Consider the following 20771-nt stretch of genomic DNA (forward strand, 5'->3'; position numbering starts at 1 on the left):
ATGATTTGCACGCACTTCACAACCATCATTGAGTTTTGACGATTCGCTCGCACAGTTACCCCGTTTTCCTACGTTAGTTCCGGCATCTACTTATGATGATCGGAACAAAATCACAGTATGACATTTAGGAATTTGGGACAGAACTATGAAAATCCATACTCATATCGTAATGCTCGCATCGATGATATTAAGTGGTTGTGTTACCGTGCATGAGGATAATAGCAATGCTCAACACAGCCCCATAGATATGGCTGATACACGTATTGCTTTGGGTCTTAACTACGTCAAACTTGAACAGTATTCCAAAGCACGTCAAAGCTTAGAAAAAGCCATGAAATATGCACCCCACTACTACAAAAGCAGTTTGTCTTTAGCGTACTATCTCGATGTAGTCGGAGAAGTTGATAGAGCGGCAGAGCTATACAAGAAAACACTTGATGAACATCCAAACAACGGCAATGTTTACAATAACTATGGTACTTTTTTGTGTAAGCAAGGGGAATTTCAAAGGGCTGATGTCTTATTTAATCAAGCGATCGACAAGCCTAATTATTATGCTGTCGCCGAAACCTATGAAAATGCGGGGTTATGCGCTCTAAAAGCGCGAAAGAGTCATCAAGCCAAATACTATTTCAGCAAGTCAGTTGAACACCAACCGCTGCGTCCAACCTCTAGTTTACAATTAGCGGCGTTAGAAATAGAACAGGACCAATTGCATCAAGCTCGATTGAGATTGCTCGACTTTAGCCAACGTTATGGTTATCAGCGAAACAACCTCGTGTTATTAATCGAGCTTGAGCGAAAATCGGAGAACTGGATGTTAGTCAACAAGTACCAAGCGTTGCTTGAGCAAGTTAACGTATTAAAGTAGTGCTTTGACCCTATCTTGTCTTTCTTCTGCCGACATGAACGTCCATGCCAAGAAACGACTTTTCTTCTGCCCTTGTGCCATTTCTTGAATCACGATTTCAGAGACACCTAGTTTTTCTAGACGCTTTCTGAGTGGGCGGATATTGTCTTTTTTGGACAGTAAGGTGCTAAACCAAATCACTTGTGATGCAAAGTCTTTACTTTCCTGAGCCATATTGAGGACAAATGCTTCCTCTCCTCCGGGACACCACAGTTCTGCATTTTGTCCGCCAAAATTGAGCTTCCCATTCAACTTGGTCGCACCGGACTGACCACGCGACTTTTGGTTTTTCGAGAGATTGTTGTTTTTTCGCTCTGTGCCTTTTTGCGCGTCTTCCATCGATTTATGGAAAGGCGGATTGCAAGTGGTCGCGACGAAGAAATCATCAGGAGCAATCACACCAGCAAAGATATGATTGTTGTTTTGCTGATGACGAATCTCAATTTTCCGCGCCAGTTTGTCGTTATTATTGACGATTTCTTTGGCACAACTCACCGAGACAGGGTCGATATCCGATCCTATCCAATTCCAGTGATGACGCGTCGCACCAACAATCGGATAGATGCAGTTTGCGCCAGTGCCAATATCAAGCGCTTTAACCTTAAGACGAGCTTTCTCAGACTGCTCTCGCATTAAGTCATATTGCAGCCACTCATTAAGTCGATGAACATAATCTGCTCTGCCGGGGATAGGAGGACACAAGTAACTCTCAGGAATGTCCCAAAAGTTTATACCATAGTAGGCCTTGAGCAGAGCGCGATTGAGGAGCTTAACCGAAGCAGGATCAGAGAATATAATCGTCGCCTCCCCTTTAGGATTGCTGATAACATAGTCCTTCAGTTCAGGGAGTGCCTGCGTGAGCTTTACAAAATCGTAGCGTCCATCGTGTAAATTGTCTTTGTGAAGACCCTCTGCATGACGCTTAACTAGCGTGGTTTCTGAGCTCACCTTTTTGTTCTTCTTAGTGTGACCCGATTTGCTCTGAGCACGTTTATTGTTGTCGGGCTTCATGCTTAAGTTCCTGATAGATCATAAATAGGCGCGCATCGAACTCTAACTGGTGATAGTCAGGCTCCATATGACAGCATAATTGGTAAAACGATTTGTCGTGCTCTTTTTCTTTGATATGAGCAAGTTCGTGCACCACTAGCATCCGCAACAACGGCTCCGGCGCATGCTTAAACACGCTAGCAATGCGAATTTCGTTCTTAGATTTTAGCTTGCCGCCATGAGAGCGGGACACATAGGTGTGCAAACCAAGCGCGTTATTTATCAAGTGAATTTTGTTGTCCCAAATGACTTTTGAAATCGGCGCTGTTTTTTTCATGTAGCGCTGCTTGATATCCATGGTGTAGTCGAATAAGGCTTTTTCACTTTGGATTTGATGACGTTCGGGATAACGCTTTTCAAACCACGTGACAAAACGTCCGCTTTCTATTAGTGAAGATACTTGTTCAATAAGGTTTTGCGGATACCCCGCAATGTATTTGAGACTACTATTCATCCGCTTTTAGCGCATCCTAGGTTAAGTTTGTCGCCATTCTATAGAAGTCCCTTTTTGAAAGCCATAAGATGGTTCTGCCAATCTAACTGCTCTAAACCAACAAGCAAAAAATCCCACAGGTAATCGCCATTGCTGCAGAAAGCAGTAAACCACTGTCTATTGTTGGGGCTTTGCGCACCGGAGCGGTAGACATACTAGCGACTAGCGTCGCCAACGCTATCACCATTCTTAATTTAGACGCTCAGCAATAAAATAGCCGTGCAATGTAACAACTAGTGCATTGCACGGCTTCATTTTGTGGCTACCTAACGGATTGCTACCACCAATGATAGCAGGAGCGACGGTTATTGGAGGCCAAAAGGTCGGAGGTAAATGGATGGTATGTACCTACCTTTCAAGGAAGTAAGTACCGGAACCTCTTTTCTAGCTAATTTAGAAAAATTAGCTCTCCCACAACCCTTTTGTATCAGAAAACAAAGACTTAAACCAAAGAACAACAGAGTCCCATGCTCGTTTAAAAATAGAGCCTTGCTCTACATTAGACATGGCAATCAGAGGCTCCGAGGCAATTTCATCATTACCAACACTCCAAGTGACATTACCAATGATATCCCCCTGTTTCACGGGAGCAACCAACGGTGCGTAGATTTCGGTTTCCTTCGTCACTCCACGGCTGTTACCGCGCAGGTAAGTCGCATAAACATCATGGTCAAACCCCACGTCAATATTGGCGTTTTTCCCTTTCCAAACTCTAATCGTCGCTTCACTTTCGTCCGCTACGGCAAGTTGGTCTGTTTCATAAAAACGGAAACCGTAATTGAGTAGCTGTCTTGATGCTTCCACGCGAGTTTGCGTACTCGGTGTCCCCATAACTACGGAAATCAGACGCATCTGCCCTTGTGTCGCTGAACTAACTAAGCTATACCCTGCATCTGAGGTATATCCGGTTTTTCCACCGTCGACATTAAGAGAGTTATCCCATAGCAGTCGATTACGGTTGTATTGCTTAATATCCGCCCAAACAAAGCGTTTTTCAGAGTATATTTCATAAACCTCAGGCACATCTTCGATGATCTTTCTCATCAATATAGCCATATCGTTTGGCGTAGTGTGAATCCCCTGCCCATCTAAGCCATGAGCGTTAATGAACTGAGTACTGTTCATACCCAAGTTCACTGCCCATTGATTCATCAAGGCAACGAAACCACTTTCCGTCCCGGCTACATGTTCGGCAAGTGCGACCGCGGCATCATTTCCTGATTGAACAATCAAACCACGTAGTAGGTCCGACACCGTGACGTTGTCACCTGGCTTAATGAACATTTTGGAAGAATCTGGAAATTTAACTGACCATGCGTTCTCACTTACCGCTACTTTGCTATCCCAAGAAGTGCGGCCGTTTTCGATTTCTTTACCAACTACATAAGCAGTCATCAATTTTGTTAAACTGGCAGGCGCTAAAGCGGCATCTTGGTTGCCTCCCACGAGTATAGCTCCGGACTGATAGTCCATGAGAACGTAGCCTTTGGCATTAAGTGTGGGTGGGTTTGGTGTCACCAACGCCGCGACAGACACCGATGAACTCAAGGCTAAAGACGCAAACAGCAGTGACATAGTTTTATTCATCTCACGGACTCCTTATTCTGTGAGCACTCCATTGAACCACCGATTTAGGGAATCTTGACTACAACTCGTCATTTGAAACATCGGTGTCAACACGGAGCAGAAAGGTTTCTTTCCCCCTACCCACAAACTAGAATAATATTCGCAAGTTAGCTCAGAATTTTTGTAAAATTTATTACCTGCCCTCAGTTTTAAATCCAGTATGATTTTTAGCTCACCAAAACGCCTAAAGCGCTAAGAAGCCGCCCACAAGATATATCATTCCAGCAATCACCAGCCTTCATTGACATAGATATGAAGATAGTTTTTACAAAAACTACATACTCATGACATAGACAGCTTCTTCTCTCATCAAAGCAGAAGACACATTAGATTGGAGTAAAATACTTTGTAACAATCAGAACGGGTAATTCTTCGAGCTTATGTAGTGGCTAGATGAACCAGCTTGCTTTTTCGCTTGATACATCGCCTTGTCCGCAGTAGAAATAGCATCTGATAAATCTAAATCAAAACTGAAGCATAGTGTGGCGCCTAAACTCAATGCGGGTTGTATCTCTTCACCGCTAGGCAACAAAATAGTATGAGAAACCACCTGAAGAATGTGATTCGCTATACCCAAAACGTGCTCTTGACTATTCAGACCAGGAAGTACTATCAAAAATTCGTCTCCTCCTAATCGAGCAACCAAATCTGACTGGCGTGTAAAGTCTCTGAGCCTACTGGCCAAACAAACCAAAACTTGATCGCCAGCTGCATGCCCATAATGATCATTCAGCTGTTTGAAATTGTCTATGTCGAGGTACATAAACGCTAATTTCTCAAGCCGTTTACTGGATTCCGATACTACAGATTCGAGTTTGGCATTCAACAACCTACGATTTGGAAGATTAGTGAGCGGGTCCAAGTTTTGAGCTTCAATTACCTGTTGCTCCCTAGCCTTGCGCTCTGATATGTCCCGAACTATGGCCAATAGATAGTACTCGCCATTAAATTCGACCATACTGACATTAGCCTCAATAGGTAGTTCACTACCGTCCTTGCGCCGATGTGTGGCCTCAACAAACTGATGAGGGGACTGTTTCATGTTCCTAACGTGCTCTCCCCACGTCAGATTTTTACTGAACATCGGGTTGATATCAGGAACCGTTAACTTTAGTAACTCTTGCTTAGTGTACCCGAGTCGCTTATATCCCAATTCATTGCAATTTAAAATCTGTCCAGACTCTCTATCAACAACATAAATCGCATCATGGGACTTCTGAACTAGTTGGTCTAACAGCAACTCAGCAGCCTGAGATTGACGGACTCCAGATAAATCTACTATCTGTGATAAAAAGCGGCAGGCATTTCCATATTCATCGACCTCGGCAGCCATATTCAGTAAAGCGGGAATAGAATGTCCGTCTTTGTGGAGGTAACGTTTGTGTACTTGGACCGACTGCGTCGGATTTTCCACCAATTGGGCCCGTACCTTCTTGTTAATGTGCAAGTCTTCAGGATGAGTTATGACGACTTCAGACGACATTAGCTCTTTCTGGCTATAACCAAGAAATGCATGCAAAGCAGGGTTTGTATACTCCAACCCACCATCTACCGATGTCACTACCGTGGGTATTGGGGTGATATCAAAAAGACGATGAATCGATTGATCAAATTTAGCGGAATATCTATCCATACCATTCTCGCTTTAAATCAAGCAGTTATATAAAACAAAGCAAGCCAATGACAAAAAAGCACTGACGGGTGACAAGCTACTCTGTTATTTTTATTAGTCATTTAATACTGAATCAAACTAGTTCAATTCACTGCGCTTACAAACCCATTATTAACCAATTACTCAAAAATGAGACACTAATATACACCCGTATGAATTAACCCCTTAGTAGGATGTTGTCATTCGAATTGCTCAATTATGATGCCTACTTGTCCCGCCTTTTAGTTCTGTGAAATGCTCGTAAAACCATCCTTGACTGAAGCAACTCAACAATTGATTCAAGCCGTAAAAGAAGAACTTCCCCTTTATGCTGAAGACACTTTCGTCTGTGGTCCAGAGAATTCCTGTATTGGCTGCCCGAAAAAGCTTATGGAACTAGTGGAAACTGAAGTTAGTTACTGGGAATCCTCTCTAAATCGTGGCATAGCTCCTAATTTTGAGGAACTTCGTCGATTCGGCAAACTTTGCCAAAGCGTTAAGCGAGGTTTAATTCGAAACGGAGTGATCAATAAAAAGTAACGCCCTACGTAAAATTTGTATGAAAGGAATTCCAACTACTGACGGTCATGTAGATATTCCTTAGTTAAAAACAAGCAGGCGTATGGATATGTCAACTCAATTAAGGTTATTTAACGACCTAGAAGAAACGCCCTTTGCACAAGTTGAAGTAGAGTTTTACCACGTAAATATGATCATGGATGAGATTCGGTGCTTTCATTCCTGTCTACAGTGCCCCCATGTGCGTATCGATGTATTGGAAAGTGGCCAGCTTGTTCATTCGTGTAGAGCTCCATTTACGACGGAGCTACAACAGCTACTCGATCAATTTTGACACTATACTCAAGATAGTTGGTGGACATAGCAACGACATCTCTAATTACTTGGAATTAACTTTATTAATCGCGCTGAAATTTCTTTCCTTTCTGTTCGGTCTTATGCGGCTGATGGTTTTTTCAAGGCTCACCTCTATAGATGGTAATAAGGCTATTGATTATCACAGGCCAACCTTTAGTATCATTTATTAACAACTAGGCAAGGTTCGCCGCAAACAATATTTAACGGATAACAGAATGAATAATAAAAGATTTAAATCCACAGTACTTTCTACTCTCGCGCTTTCCATCTCAGCTTTATCGTTTCCCGTTTTGAGTGCAAACCAAACCAATATGGACTGGATTAGCATACTGGACGATGCTAATGGTCAAACCGTTTATTTTCACGCATGGGGAGGTAGCCAAGAAATTAACCGTTACCTCCAGTGGGCAGGTAAAGAACTTAAAGACCAATATGGCGTTAACTTTAATCACGTAAAAGTCACCGACATCGCCGAAACTGGCTCTCGTTTACTCGCTGAAAAAGCAGCAGGAAAAAATGATGGTGGCAGTGTCGATATGGTGTGGATTAATGGTGAGAACTTCAAATCCATGAAGGACAACGCCCTACTTTATGGACCTTTTGTATCCAATCTTCCGAACTGGCAATACGTCGATAAATCGCTTCCCGTTGACAGCGACTTCTCAGAACCAACAGAGGGGCTTGAAGCGCCTTGGGGAGTGGGTCAACTCGTGTTTATTCACGATACACAAACTCTCAATAACCCACCGACGTCTTATATGGAGATGCTCAACTACGCTAAAGCGTTTCCGAATAAGTTAAGCTACCCTAAACCGCCCGAGTTTCATGGTACTAGCTTCTTGAAATCTCTGTTAATTGACCTTACAGATAACGATCCTGCGTTAGCAAAGCCCGTTTCAAAAGCTGACTTTCAAGGCGTCACCAAGCCGCTTTGGGATTATCTGGATGAGTTTCATAAGGTTGCATGGCGTGGTGGTAAACAATTCCCTGCCGGAACCGCTGAAACAATCCAATTACTAGACGATGGTCAGCTTGATCTCGCTATTACTTTCAATCCAAACGCTGTCTACTCTGCTCAAGCGAATGGTAACCTTAGCGATACCACTACTGTGTATGCAATGGATAGTGGCGCATTGTCCAACATCCATTTTCTTGCAATCCCTTGGAATGCTAATGCTAAAGCGGGGGCTCTAGTCGCTATTAACTTCCTACTAAGTCCAGAAGCGCAATCGCGAAAAGGTGATATCGCAATTTGGGGTGACCCTTCGGTACTCAGCAAACAATATCTCACTGGCAGTGCGGCGAAAACTCAACAATTTAAGTCTGTCGCCGAACCTCACCCAAGCTGGCAGAGCGCTCTTGAGCAAGAATGGCTCAAGCGCTACGGCAGCTAACGGCTTACGAGATAATAAGATTATGCTTAGACTGTTGTACGTCTGTTTAGTCGTTGTCTGCATTTTCCCTACAGTACCTGGTTTACTTGGGGTGGTGGTATCCTCTTTGGGTTATATCCCCCCTTTAGGTCTACATCATTTTGATTTAGCCGGATTCAATCAGGTCTTTGCATGGCAGGGCGTAGAAACTTCTATTTTGCTGACATTTAGCTCCGCAATACTGAGCAGCTATCTCGCCTGCTTCTTATCCTTTGCCATTATTGCCTCTTGTTGGAACAGTAGATGGTGGAAGCGAATCGAACTATCGCTATCTCCTTTACTTGCTCTGCCTCACGTCGCCTTTGCTATTGGTTTTGCTTTTCTGTTTTCTCCTACCGGATTTGGCGCGAGAGCCTTCGTTGACCTTTTTGGAATGGACCTAAACGCAAACTCTGCCAGTTCAGCTTGGCTAGTCAAGGATCCTTATGGCGTTGGCTTGACGTTGATGCTAGCCCTCAAAGAAGTGCCGTTTATACTGCTGATGAGCATCCCAATACTACGACAACTTAGAGTCCGTGAATCACTGCGTATCGCTGCATCACTAGGATACACAGAAAGTGCAGCTTGGTGGAAAATCATACTTCCACAATGGTTTACTAAGATTCGATTCCCGATGCTCGCAGTGATTGCCTACAGTTTATCCGTCGTCGACGTTGCTTTAATTATCGGACCAACTAACCCGCCAACCTTCGCGGTCTTAGTTTGGCAATGGTTCAATGACCCCGACCTGAGCTTGCTTCCCCGCGCCAGTGCTGGTGCTGTTGTGCTGTTTGCTATTGCCTCAATATTGATTGGTATCGCTCGTCTTATCGAGCATCTCGTCGTTACCGTTTGCAATCAATGGCAATATTCAGGTCGTACATCGCTGCATATTCCTGGCAAACCAATATTCACTGTACTTGTATCCATTGTTGCCGCCATGATACCTCTGACGGTCGTTTGGACATTTGCGCAGCGCTGGCGTTTTCCGGACGTCTTACCAAGCCGTTATACAATGCGTTTCTGGGAATACGAATGGGACGGTATTTTTGAAGTGATGGCACAGAGCTTAACCATCGCGCTTATCTCGGCAACGATTGCTCTCATACTTGCTGTTGTAGGACATGAGTATCGCAATAAATATCGCTTACATATCCCAGGTTACGTCATTGCGATTCCCATGCTATTGCCGCAATTAAGTATCCTGTTCGGATTGCAAGTTACCACGCTATTGCTTAGTGATTCGAGTTATTTGCTTTGGGTTTGTTGGTCACATGTATTCTTCGCCTTCCCGTTTGTTTTCCTTGCACTAGATGGGCCATGGCGCGGCTTCAATAGTAAGTTTACCCAGGTATCACTGAGCCTTGGGAAGAGCCCTATTCATACTTGGCTGCATGTCAAATTGCCGCTTCTTTTCCCTGCAATGGTATTTGCATGGGCGGTAGGCATTAGTGTGAGTCTTGCTCAATACTTACCTACGCTGGTATTAGGAGCGGGTCGAGTTGCCACTATTACAACCGAAGCGGTAGCCCTATCGAGTGGATTCGATCGCAGAGTCACCGCCATCTATGCACTCTTCCAAGCCTTATTACCACTACTATTTTTCTCTGTTGCCGTATTGGTTAATCGCATTCACTCTCGTTATCGACGAATTAAGATCAAAGGACTTTTATTTAATGACACTATCGCTGGTAAACCTCACCATCCGTAAGAAGGAAGGCGAGGTGCTGTTTTCTGACTGCAGTTTCAACATAAAACAGGGCGAGATATTGACGCTAATGGGCCCAAGTGGTTGTGGAAAATCCACGCTGCTTGACGTCGTTGCGGGTCATCTGTCGTCGGAGTTTGTATACCAAGGACAAGTTTTACTCGAAGACAAACGTATCGACATGCTAGAACCACACAAGAGACAAGTCGGAATTTTGTTTCAAGATGACCTGCTGTTCCCTCATCTCAATGTATGGGAGAACCTTGCCTTCGCCTTGCCTAATCGAATTAAAGGGGCTGAACGACAAGAACATGCAATGAACGCTCTTGCTAGTATCCAACTCAATGGTGTGGCTAATCATTACCCTGAGCAATTATCCGGAGGACAACGTGCCCGCATCAGCTTAACACGAATGCTGCTCGCTGAACCAAAGGCAGCCCTACTTGATGAGCCATTCAGTAAACTCGACAAAGAGCTGCGGGTTCAATTCAGAGATTGGGTTGTGGAGCAGCTTCGCAGTGCCAATATTCCTGCCTTAATGGTCACACATGATGAGGATGATATTCCTGATGGCAGCCAAGTCCTTAAATGGCCTTGGGAGAGTGCAGCATGTTAGACAGAATTAGTATCAAAGTTATTCGCTGGCCGTTATCTCAATCGGCACGAGTGCTTAACCGATTAGGGATAACAGCGAATCAAACTACACTATTTGGCTTCGCTTTGGGTTGCCTTGCTTTTCCTGCTTTAGCGTTTGAGCATTATTCCATCGCCCTGATATTTATTTTGTTAAACCGAATTTGCGACGGTCTTGATGGCGCTTTAGCACGTATTCAAGGAATTTCAGATGCCGGAGGTTTTTTAGATATAAGCTTAGATTTCTTATTCTACTCATTGATACCGTTTGGTTTTGTTATTGCCAACCCTGAGCAGAATGCCATTGCTGGCGCGTTTTTGATTTTCTCTTTTATCGGCACTGGAACTAGCTTTTTGGCATTCGCTGTGATGGCAGGTAAACGCGGTATTGAGAATCCAGTTTATCGTCATAAATCTTTGTATTATATGAGTGGCCTTACCGAAGGTACCGAGACCATTGGTTGCTTTGTTCTTTTATGCTTATTACCTGAACATTTTGCTACCATTGCTTTCGTCTTCGGTGCAGCGTGCTGGTTTACAACGTTCACTCGCATTTATTCAGGGTTTCACACATTGCGATAAACGCTACCGAAATCAAGTTAGAACCCACTTTTGTTGTGGTACATTCAGCATTAGTTGTTTCGGTTAATACGATGAAAGGATCGATATGTCTTCAGACTACTTTGGAACCAGTGCAGCCTACGCACGAAAAGAGAGCGATTACCGTGAGAAAGCCCTTAAGCTTTATCCGTGGGTATGTGGAAGCTGCGCTAGGGAGTTTGTTTATTCAAACCTAAGAGAGCTAACGGTTCATCACAAAGATCATGACCACACGAATAACCCTGAAGACGGGAGTAATTGGGAACTTCTATGTTTGTACTGCCATGATCATGAGCACTCAAAATATACTGAGCACGATTTATACGGCAGCGAAGTAAAACCAGGAGAAGATAACCATCAGGCCGCTACGCATAATCCGTTTGCAGACTTAGCAAATATGATGAAGAAAAAGTAAGCGCGTTAAACGAGAAACGTCAGGGCTCACCCTGACGTTTGTTTTCACCCAGTCGAAACTTAGTCCCACTCAGGAGCGAAGTCTGGATTGGCTAATCGATGACCTCTATCCAGTTTCGAAATACTCTCCATATCTTCATCGTCTAATTTAACGTGAACATACGCTAAATTACTCTCGATATTCGTTTGCTTAGTCGATGATGGAATCGTCACAAATCCGCATTTAGCCATCCAAGCCAATACGATTTGAGCAGGCGTCGCTCGATGTTTTTCAGCAATATGTTTAATTGAACCATCTTTAAGTACATCCCCATACGCAAAAGGCATGTAACCAGTCACAATCATCTTGTGTTGACGGCAGTAATCCACTACGCGTTGGTTCTGCAGGTATGGGTGCACTTCGACCTGATTGGTATAAAGCACATTGTCACCTAAGATCTCAATTGCTTTCTCCATTTGCGCAACAGTGAAATTAGACACGCCAATATGACGAGCGAGTCCATCGTCTTGAGCTTGCTTAAGTTGTTGCAAATACTCAGCCATTGACACTGCTTCATCTTTAAGTGGCCAATGAATAAGAAGCAGATCCACATAGTTTACCTGAAGATCTTTCAAGCTCTCATGCAAACTAGGTAGAAAAGACGCTTTCCCTAGCTTATCCATCCAGATTTTGGTCGTTACAAAAAGCTCCTGACGGGGAATTCCAGAATCCGCTATCGCTTGCCCCACTTCTTTTTCGTTGCCGTAAATTTGAGCGGTATCGATGTGGCGATAGCCAGCATTCAAAGCCATTTCAACGGACTTATAAGCATCGTCGCCCTTTAAGCGAAAAGTACCGGCGCCAAGAATTGGAATAGAAAGAGACATAGCTTCTCCTTTGAGTTGGTTATGCATTTAATTACAGTACTAATTACAAGGTACTACAAATAAAAAAAGCAGAGTGTGCGCCAACTCTAAAACTATATAGTTATGGTATTATCGAAAATCTATTGGAACAAAAAAAGCCTCGCAAACTGTGCGAGGCTTTTTATTAGTTTAATAACGAATTACACGTCGTAAGTCGTTGAAGCCGTATTACCGCCTGTACCAGTCCAGTTTGTGTGGAAGAACTCACCACGTGGACGGTCAGTACGCTCATAAGTGTGAGCACCAAAGTAGTCACGTTGAGCTTGAAGCAGGTTAGCTGGTAGACGTGCTGTTGTGTAACCGTCTAGGAAAGATAGCGCTGAAATCGTACATGGCATTGGGATGCCCGCTTCTAGAGATTTCGCTGCTACTTTACGCCATGCTGCTAGGCTGCTTTGTAGGATGTTTTTGAAGTACTCATCTGAACCTAGGAATGCGATATCTGGGTTCGCTTCGTAAGCATCACGAATATTACCTAGGAATGCAGAACGGATGATACAACCACCACGCCACATTAATGCTACGTTACCGTAGTTTAGATCCCAACCGTTCTCGTTTGACGCTTCACGCATTAGCATGAAACCTTGAGCGTAAGAAATGATCTTAGATGCAAGTAGTGCTTGGCGCAGTGCATCAACCCACTCTTGCTTATCGCCTTCTACTGGAGTAATAGTCTTACCGAATAGAGATTCAGCTTCAACACGTTGGTCTTTAAGAGCTGATAGACAACGAGAGAATACAGACTCAGAGATAAGCGTTAGAGGAATACCAAGATCTAGTGCGTTGATACCTGTCCATTTACCCGTACCTTTTTGGCCCGCAGTATCAAGGATCTTCTCTACTAGTGGCTCACCGTCTTCATCTTTGTAACCAAGAATGTCAGCGGTGATTTCTACTAGGTAGCTGTCTAGTTCTGTCTTGTTCCAATCTGCAAATACAGCCTGCATTTCATCTGCAGACATACCTAGACCGTCTTTCATGAACTGGTACGCTTCAGTAATCAACTGCATGTCGCCGTATTCGATGCCGTTGTGAACCATCTTAACGAAGTGACCTGCACCATCGTTACCAACCCAATCACAGCAAGGCTCGCCAGCATCAGTTTTCGCGGAGATACCTTGGAAGATAGGCTTAACTGCTTCCCAAGCTTCAACTGCGCCGCCTGGCATGATTGAAGGTCCAAAACGAGCGCCTTCTTCACCACCAGAAACGCCAGTACCGATAAAGTGGATACCTTTTTCACGTAGCTCAGCAACGCGACGGTTTGTGTCTGGGTAGTTTGTGTTACCGCCATCAATGATGATGTCGCCTTTGTCTAGTAGTGGTACTAACGCTTCGATGAACTTATCTACAACATCACCAGCACGTACCATTAGCATCACTTTGCGTGGCGTTTCTAGCTTCTCAACGAGTTCTTCTAGCGAGTATGCACCAACAATGTTCGTGCCTTTTGCTGGACCTTCCAGAAACTCGTCAACTTTTGCAGCAGTACGGTTGTGAGCCACTACTTTAAAGCCGTGGTCATTCATGTTTAGGATAAGGTTCTGACCCATTACCGCCAGACCAATTACACCAATATCACCTTTCATTGTTCTCTCCATCAATTCGGCAACTTAACTTGCTGCTTTGAAATCTTTTCGTCGAGCCAAGTTGTGCAGCTCTCCTAGCTCGACATTATTTGTGATTACAGTTCGCAGTAATCGGTATCAGTCAGGTTTTTACATGGGAAGCGCCACGCGCGACCATCATTATGTAGTAGCTGATCTGACTCTTGTGGACCCCAAGTACCACACGCATAACCAAACAGGGATTGCGGATCTTGCTTGTAGTCCAGAATTGGTTGAACAAACTCCCAACATGCCTCAACTGCATCGCTACGTGCGAACAGCGTAGCATCGCCATTGAGTGCATCAAGTAATAGACGCTCATAAGCTGTAAGCATCTGTGTCTCTTGCAGTGATGCGTAATGGAAATTCATTTTTACTTCTTTTGCATTGAAACCAGCACCTGGTTCTTTCAAACCAAAGCTCATTTGAATGCCCTCATCCGGTTGAATACGGATGATCAGCTTATTCTCTGGCGCATCTTTACCAAACACTGGGTGCGGTGTTTGTTTAAAGTGAATCACTACCTCTGTCACACGTGTCGGCAATCGTTTACCTGTACGAACATAAAAAGGAACACCGTTCCAACGCCAGTTGTCGATAAACATTTTCAAGCCAACGTAAGTCTCTGTGCGAGAGTCGTCAGCAACACCATGCTCGTTGCGATAGCCTGGTAGGAATTGACCACGTACGTTAGATTCCGTGTACTGCCCGAGTACAAGGTTGTTACGCAGGTCTTCATCAGAAAGAGGACGCAAACACTGCAGCACTTTAACTACTTCGTTACGAATAGCGTCAGCGTTAATTTGAGCTGGAGATTCCATACCGACCATTGCTAACACTTGCAATAAGTGGTTTTGGAACATATCACGTACCGCGCCAGAACCATCATAGTAGCCACCGCGCTCTTCCACACCAAGGAACTCGGCACCTGTGATCTCAACATAGTCGACATACTGGTGATTCCAAAGCGGCTCGAACATGGCATTTGAGAAACGTAAAACCAATAGGTTCTGAACCGTTTCTTTACCCAGATAATGGTCGATACGATAGATTTGATGCTCTTGGAAATGCTCGTGAATTTCTTTGTCCAATTGACGCGCAGACGCTAGGTCATAACCAAATGGTTTTTCGATGATCAAACGCTTCCAGCCATCAGCTTCATCATTGAGACCGTGAGCAGCAAGACTTGCAGGAATAATGCTATAAAGGCTTGGCGGTGTCGCCAAATAGAAAAGCGTATTGCGTTGCTCGAAACCATATTGGTTAGCAACATCATCAAGGCGGGTTGCCAGTTTCGCGTAGTCTTGAGTATCAGAAGTATCAATGGCTTGATAGTGAAGATGATTACAGAAGGCTTCTAGTGTTTCAGGTTCTGTTTTTTCCATCTCCTGAAGGGAGTGTTTTAGCTTTTCTCGGTATGATTCGTCGCTATATTGAGTGCGGCTTACACCAAGAATTGCGAAAGATTTAGGTAGCTGGTCGCTAGCATACAAATGGTAAAGTGCAGGGATCAACTTACGATAAGTAAGGTCGCCTGAAGCACCAAAAATCACGATGCTGCTGTTTTCAGGTATTACCATCTTTTTTCCTTAGACAATGGGGGCAATTGTTTAGCGGACGCAATGTTAACAGCGTGCTAGAGAAAAAGAAAATAAGTTTTGCCTATCCAAAGGATAGGCAAATTCACTCAAATGATAAGGTCTGACCACGACTATTATAGTCAGTTTAGAGATATTAGAGGTTAGTTAGTGCTATTTCGCTCAATAAAGCGTACGGGAACCATCAAGCGAACCAAACTTGAGTCCTTTTCTTTGATTTGATTTGAAATGATTTTTACTGACTCTCTCGCAAGACGTGTAAAATCTTGGCGGAAGGTCGACAGCTCATAGCTTAGCCAAGTAGCCTGTGGAATATCATCAAAACCAATCACCTGAACATCTTCCGGGATCTTCAAATCAAACTCAAAACGGGCGATGTCCATAAAAGCCATGGCAAGATTGTCTGTCGCGCAGAACACACCTTGTGGTTTTGCCCCACTCTTCAGCAATGCACGGATCTCTTCTAGCGCGCCACCATAATCGTAGTTGGCTTCAACGACTTTTGGATTCTTACCTGTCAGCGATTTAAACTCATCGCAAAAACCATTGACACGCTCTTGGTTCGTAAAAGTAGGAACTTCACCCGTTAGATAAACGACGTCAGACAACTTGCTATCCGCAAAGCGCTGTGCGGCGATTTGCCCTGCAGAGTAGTTATCACTGATCACATAACTACTCTTAGTTCCCTCGACGACACGGGCGTATTGCACGATAGGAATATTAAACTCTTCACACTCTTCATAAAGCGCTGTGTTGAACGTAGCGGATGCGGCAATGACGCCGTCTACTCGATATTGGAAAATATTAGGAATCGAGTGTTGATTCTCACCATCAACTTGCCACGGTATTAGCACTGCTGAGTAACCAATTTTTTGCAGCTCGCTACTGATGAGCTGCAGCGTTTTCATGTGGATGGGATAATCCGCATCTGGGAAGACTAGACCGATAAGTTTAGATTGATTAGTCGTCAGACTTCGCGCGAACGCATTGGGGCGGTAGTTGAGCGCTTTTGCTGCCTCAAACACCTTTTGTTTGGTCTTCTCTGAAACAGAGCTTCCCTCAACAAAGACGCGAGATACCGTCGATTGTGAGACCCCTGCAAGTTTAGCGACATCTTTTGACGTGACCGTCTGTTTTGGAATATTCATTTATTTTGTTTAATTCATCTAGCCAATTGCGCTAAATGTAGCATAAATTGGTACGTATGCATAAATAGAAAAGCCTTACATCGTTTAAATGTAAGGCTTTAGTGCTTAAATACCATCTAAAATGGGTTGTACCCATCAACCTGCAGCAATTACCTGTTCCCAAATTACTGAAGGTTGCGGGAACAAATCACTAGAAGTAGTAACGAATACCCGCAGAGAACTGGTTATCGCGGTTATCGTAGTGGTCTTGAACGTATTGGTCATTACCTTGGTCAAACTGGTATTCAGCCCAAAGAAGGAAGGTGTTCTTTGTAAAATGATACTCTAGACCTGGAATAATGGTTTGACGCTCGTAGCCATTCGCATTGTCATCTGTGCTAGTTAGGTAGTTAAAGTTAAGCGTTGGACGTAGACCATTTTCGAAGTGGTAGTACGTGTAAAGCTCTGCGCCACGCGAATCATAAAATTCAGCGTTGTCGTTTACTTCCCATTTAGAGCCCTGGCTGTATGTCGCACCAACATAGAAACCGCCTAGCGAGTAGTTAGCACCCAACAACGCGATACGTTGGATGTCACCATCATTGATGTTCGACGCGTTTTCGATATCCGTGAGTTCATTCTGGTGGTAAGCCAGACCAAGCGTCAGGCCATTTTCAAACGAGTAAGAGGTAGAAGCGCCCATACCGTTGTTCAATGTTGCGGTTGCATTGCCAGCTAGAGCAACATCGTTACGTGTTGTTTGGTAAGTAAAGCCGTATTTCCAGTCTCCACCCAAGTTGTTGCGATAAGTGATGGAGTTTTCTGCACGACCTGTGCCTGATGCAATACCCCAATCAGCTAGGTTGTAATAACCAGTACCACGTGAACCATAGGTACGACCTAAGTCGGTGTACCAAGCCACATCATAGAAAGTACTCCACTGCTTAGTTCCTGCAGCGATTTTACCCCATTTTTCGTGCTCTACACCTGCGTATAGAAGACGACTGTAGATGTCGTTAGCAGTCGAAGAAGAGTTATACCCCCACTCTGCGTGACCAAAGCCTTGCCAACCATTTTCAAGTTGCTTAACGCCTTTAAAACCGAAACGAGAACTACCGCTGTTGAACTCATCAGTACGAGCTTCATACTCACCAGCGTTGTCATCAAAATTGCGTGCCTTGTTTTGGTAGCGAACTTCAAAACGACCGTCAATAGTTAAAGAGTCACCATTTTCATTGGTAAAAGTGTGTGCGGCCATTGCAGAGGCAGAAGTAAGTGCAGTTACCACTAGTACACTTAATACAGACTTTTTCATTTGCTTCCTACTTTACAGGCAATAGAAAGCCTCCGTGCCTAACAGCCCGTTTAAAAAATAATCAGGAAAAACGATGCCACATCCTGTGGCATCGGTTGGGAGTAGGCTTGGGGTTGAGAGGACGCTCAAGCCGTAGGTATTGTTCTTATAGAGAAGGGTTAAGGATGCTTGAAGTACGCTCGAACACGTCTAGACCTTGCTGTTTTAGCCAGTATGGTAGGTCGATCAGTACCCAGTTCTCAGATAGCTTGTCGCCGTCACGGTAGTAAACGTCAACGACTTGCATGTCCGCACGAACTTCGCCGCCAGTCATACCTAGGAAACCACCGATTGGCGTGTTTGATAGGTTTGGCCAACCGAAGAAGCAAGAGAAGCTACCTTCTGCGAAACGACATACGTGGCCGTTAAACTTCTTGTCTTTTAGGTTGTTACGGAACGGCAGTTGGTGCTGCTGTTGGTAACGAGGAATTGTGTAAGACGCGCCGATACCACATGGACCGTACCAGATCATATCTTCAGACCAGCTCTTCGCTAGTACTTCTGGTGGGCAACCCATAGCGCCGCTGTCGTTAAGTGCCGATAAATCGTCAACCATCTTGTTCACTAGTGCTAGTGTTGCAACGCCCTCTTCTGGCGCAGCGTCTTCGAATAGAAGGCCGTCATGGTTGCGTGGACCTGGGTAAGTAAAGTGCTTGCCAGTTGATGGTGGAAGTGGGTAGCAACCCGCTTGATCCATTACACCTAATAGGTCTAGAAAAAGACCTGTTTTAGTAATTTTACCGTTCTCTACGCAGTTGAATTCAGCGTAACGGATGTTCATGATTTTGCCTGTTGGACGCATACCTAGGTATTCAGCATCGAATAGACCCATGAAGTGACCCATGCTCATAACCCAGATTTCACCTGACGTTACTTCGTTCTCACCGCCGATAAAAATATCTTGGCGACGTTGCATGCGAGTCATAGATTTCATCAAAGGAGCCCAGAAAACTTCTGCAGCCGCTTCCGCACCTTCTTGCTCACGGAATGGGTAAACACCACGCCATAGGTAATCTTCTGAAGTGTGAGCTTTTAGTACTTCAGCAACGTTTTCGTGCGTTGCGTTTTCCATTGCGTCGAAGTATTCACGTACAACGCGTTTTGCTTCTTGATATTTAGACATAATCATCTCTCTTATTAATGATGAGTCGGTGTTGGAACAGGACTCGTAATTAAGTTGGGTTGTCGACAGGTATCTTCAGATACCGGAGAGAATCTACCTGTCGACTAAATTCGTTGAAGACCAAAGTTCGTTAAAAACTAAGCTTCGTTAAAGACTAATCTCTTTGATTAAGCGCTCGCTTTTTCTGCTTTCTTCTCTTTGTGGAACACGCCGCCTTTTAGTGTCTCTGGCAGTGTTAGCCATAGAAGACCTGCGATGATCCATACTATTGGTGAACCCCACATTGCGGTTTGTAGGTCGGTACGCTCTTGGATAAAGATAAGTACCATTGGTGCCCACATACCTAGGATACGACCACCGTGGAACAGTGCTGCACCGTAGCTGCGAAGGTGTGCTGGGAATAGCTCTGAGAAGTAACCACCCCATACCGCTGATGAAGACAGACCGAAGTTATAAATCAGGCCAAGGATAGCGAGCATGTTCAGGCCGCCAATAACCTTGTCACCCGGTGCGATGAAGAAGATTGACACCATGATACCGGCGAGGATGAAACCAAATGCGTTCACCTTACGACCAAACTTGTCTGCCGCCCAACCCCAGAACCAAGCACCAAATAGTGAGCCAAATGCTGAGATGGAGAAGATAAGACCGATTGTTGCACCGTCAAACATACGAACTTCACGTAGGTAAGTCGTTACGAAACCACCGAAGAATTGGAAGCCGTAGAAGTTCAGACCTGCAAGTAGCAAACACGTAATAGTGATAGTGCGGTAAGGCTTGCTTAGCATCTCGCCCCAAGAACCTTTCTTCGCTGTCACGTTAGCGTCTGTTGAAGCTTCAGCCTTCGCTTGCTCTTCTTCGCCGTAAGCAATCACTTTCTTGTCGCTTGGTAAAACGAAGATCATTAGCGCTGCTGCCGCTAGTGGTGGCACTCCGCCAACCCACATGAGGCTTTGCCATGGAGCATCGATGCTTGTAATAAATGCTGCATACGCACCCATAACCATCAAAGCGACAGAGAACATAGAAGATGCAAAGGCCGTCAACTTACCGCGCACTGTTGGTGTGAATAGACCAATCATCAATGAAACAGCAACCGTGAAGTAGCCACCCAACGATAGGCCGATGATGAAACGCATTGCAGCCCATGTCGCGTAGTCGGTAAACATCATATTGATGATGGTTGCGCCACCGTTTAGTGCAGTAATAGCAATCAAGGTGTTCTTTTTACCAAACTTGGTTGCGAACCAAGCACAGCTTAATGCACCAATCAGGGCACCAACGGACTGCCATGTATAGAACTGAGCCGTATCCGACAAGCTAATTCCGTCGTACGCTTCAACGATGTAGGGGCGTACGTAGTCAATAATTACAAAGTTATAACAGTAAAAGAAGTAACCAACCAAGATAGCTAAATAGGCAGCTACCCTTTGGATCATTGGAACTTCGCTCATGTGTTTTTTAGCGGTCATAGCCGTTAAACCCTTATTTTAATTAGGTATAGTATTTTTAATGGCGAGCACAGTGTTTCTAAACTTTGTTTGACTGCCCCCGTCCTGCGAGATGAATCTTACTTTTTTTGTGGTTTAAAGATCCGTGATCCATATCAAAAACCAATGAATACGCACCCAAAGTGCAAGTTTTAGTGATAACGATCACACTAACACTCAAAACTCGCCATTT

The 20771-nt window shown here is 44.4% G+C and carries 18 protein-coding genes and 1 pseudogene; 8 read left to right on the forward strand and 11 right to left on the reverse strand.

Features of this window, described 5'->3' with window-relative positions:
• Positions 1–145 precede the first annotated feature (145 nt).
• Complete coding sequence (gene pilW / locus HW45_RS06965) at positions 146–871, forward strand: type IV pilus biogenesis/stability protein PilW (RefSeq protein WP_038225795.1); 726 nt, start codon at positions 146–148, stop codon at positions 869–871.
• Here pilW and rlmF read toward each other — a convergent pair.
• Both rlmF and HW45_RS06975 read right to left on the reverse strand, forming a co-directional pair.
• Complete coding sequence (gene rlmF, locus HW45_RS06970; RefSeq protein ID WP_038225796.1) at positions 863–1921, reverse strand: 23S rRNA (adenine(1618)-N(6))-methyltransferase RlmF; 1059 nt, start codon at positions 1919–1921, stop codon at positions 863–865. The genes pilW and rlmF overlap by 9 nt on opposite strands.
• Positions 1902–2414 (reverse strand): M48 metallopeptidase family protein, encoded by a 513-nt coding sequence (locus tag HW45_RS06975; protein ID WP_031495766.1) that lies wholly within the window; start codon positions 2412–2414, stop codon positions 1902–1904. The genes rlmF and HW45_RS06975 overlap by 20 nt, the downstream gene beginning before the upstream one ends.
• Before the next feature lie 110 nt (positions 2415–2524).
• Here HW45_RS06975 and HW45_RS28765 point away from each other — a divergent pair.
• A pseudogene (locus HW45_RS28765) lies at positions 2525–2665 on the forward strand (sugar-binding domain-containing protein); the annotation flags it as partial.
• A gap of 190 nt (positions 2666–2855) precedes the next feature.
• Here HW45_RS28765 and HW45_RS06980 read toward each other — a convergent pair.
• Together HW45_RS06980 and HW45_RS06985 are read right to left on the reverse strand one after the other, a co-directional pair.
• The gene (locus tag HW45_RS06980; protein ID WP_038225797.1) at positions 2856–4040 is read right to left on the reverse strand and encodes a D-alanyl-D-alanine carboxypeptidase family protein; all 1185 of its coding nucleotides are present in this window, start codon (positions 4038–4040) and stop codon (positions 2856–2858) included.
• Positions 4041–4434: 394 nt separating this feature from the next.
• On the reverse strand, positions 4435–5712 hold the full coding sequence (locus tag HW45_RS06985) for a sensor domain-containing diguanylate cyclase (RefSeq protein ID WP_038225798.1): 1278 nt from the start codon (positions 5710–5712) through the stop codon (positions 4435–4437).
• Positions 5713–5985: 273 nt separating this feature from the next.
• Between HW45_RS06985 and HW45_RS06990 the strand changes: the two genes are divergently transcribed.
• The 6 genes from HW45_RS06990 to HW45_RS07015 all read left to right on the forward strand — a co-directional run bounded on the left by HW45_RS06990 (position 5986) and on the right by HW45_RS07015 (position 11374).
• Complete coding sequence (locus tag HW45_RS06990; RefSeq protein WP_038225800.1) at positions 5986–6270, forward strand: hypothetical protein; 285 nt, start codon at positions 5986–5988, stop codon at positions 6268–6270.
• 551 nt (positions 6271–6821) lie between these two features.
• The gene (locus HW45_RS06995; protein ID WP_038225803.1) at positions 6822–8000 is read left to right on the forward strand and encodes an ABC transporter substrate-binding protein; all 1179 of its coding nucleotides are present in this window, start codon (positions 6822–6824) and stop codon (positions 7998–8000) included.
• 22 nt (positions 8001–8022) lie between these two features.
• Positions 8023–9729: an ABC transporter permease gene (locus HW45_RS07000; RefSeq protein WP_038225805.1), complete on the forward strand. Its 1707-nt coding sequence runs from the start codon at positions 8023–8025 to the stop codon at positions 9727–9729.
• Positions 9695–10342 carry an ATP-binding cassette domain-containing protein gene (locus HW45_RS07005; RefSeq protein WP_038225808.1) on the forward strand — a complete coding sequence of 216 codons (648 nt, stop codon included), beginning with the start codon at positions 9695–9697 and terminating at the stop codon, positions 10340–10342. The genes HW45_RS07000 and HW45_RS07005 overlap by 35 nt, the downstream gene beginning before the upstream one ends.
• Complete coding sequence (locus tag HW45_RS07010; protein WP_038225811.1) at positions 10336–10941, forward strand: CDP-alcohol phosphatidyltransferase family protein; 606 nt, start codon at positions 10336–10338, stop codon at positions 10939–10941. Before HW45_RS07005 ends, HW45_RS07010 begins: the two co-directional genes overlap by 7 nt.
• Before the next feature lie 85 nt (positions 10942–11026).
• Entirely contained in the window at positions 11027–11374 is a 348-nt protein-coding gene (locus tag HW45_RS07015) for a YajD family HNH nuclease (protein ID WP_038225812.1), read from the forward strand.
• Between the two features lie 59 nt (positions 11375–11433).
• Here HW45_RS07015 and dkgB read toward each other — a convergent pair whose 3' ends face one another.
• From dkgB to HW45_RS07050, 7 genes are all read right to left on the reverse strand, one after another.
• The gene (gene dkgB / locus HW45_RS07020; RefSeq protein WP_038225814.1) at positions 11434–12240 is read right to left on the reverse strand and encodes a 2,5-didehydrogluconate reductase DkgB; all 807 of its coding nucleotides are present in this window, start codon (positions 12238–12240) and stop codon (positions 11434–11436) included.
• A 179-nt stretch (positions 12241–12419) separates the two neighbouring features.
• On the reverse strand, positions 12420–13868 hold the full coding sequence (gene gnd, locus HW45_RS07025; protein ID WP_038225817.1) for a decarboxylating NADP(+)-dependent phosphogluconate dehydrogenase: 1449 nt from the start codon (positions 13866–13868) through the stop codon (positions 12420–12422).
• 95 nt (positions 13869–13963) lie between these two features.
• On the reverse strand, positions 13964–15466 hold the full coding sequence (zwf, locus tag HW45_RS07030) for a glucose-6-phosphate dehydrogenase (protein WP_006073838.1): 1503 nt from the start codon (positions 15464–15466) through the stop codon (positions 13964–13966).
• 161 nt (positions 15467–15627) lie between these two features.
• The gene (locus HW45_RS07035) at positions 15628–16632 is read right to left on the reverse strand and encodes a LacI family DNA-binding transcriptional regulator (protein ID WP_038225819.1); all 1005 of its coding nucleotides are present in this window, start codon (positions 16630–16632) and stop codon (positions 15628–15630) included.
• A gap of 190 nt (positions 16633–16822) precedes the next feature.
• Positions 16823–17926 (reverse strand): porin, encoded by a 1104-nt coding sequence (locus HW45_RS07040; RefSeq protein WP_038225822.1) that lies wholly within the window; start codon positions 17924–17926, stop codon positions 16823–16825.
• A 145-nt stretch (positions 17927–18071) separates the two neighbouring features.
• On the reverse strand, positions 18072–19088 hold the full coding sequence (locus HW45_RS07045; protein WP_038225825.1) for a nuclear transport factor 2 family protein: 1017 nt from the start codon (positions 19086–19088) through the stop codon (positions 18072–18074).
• Between the two features lie 167 nt (positions 19089–19255).
• A complete protein-coding gene (locus tag HW45_RS07050) occupies positions 19256–20560 on the reverse strand; it encodes an MFS transporter (RefSeq protein ID WP_038225827.1) in 1305 nt (434 codons plus the stop codon).
• Positions 20561–20771: the final 211 nt, after the last annotated feature.

This window comes from Vibrio sp. ER1A (assembly GCF_000733315.1).
GTDB lineage: Bacteria > Pseudomonadota > Gammaproteobacteria > Enterobacterales > Vibrionaceae > Vibrio > Vibrio mediterranei.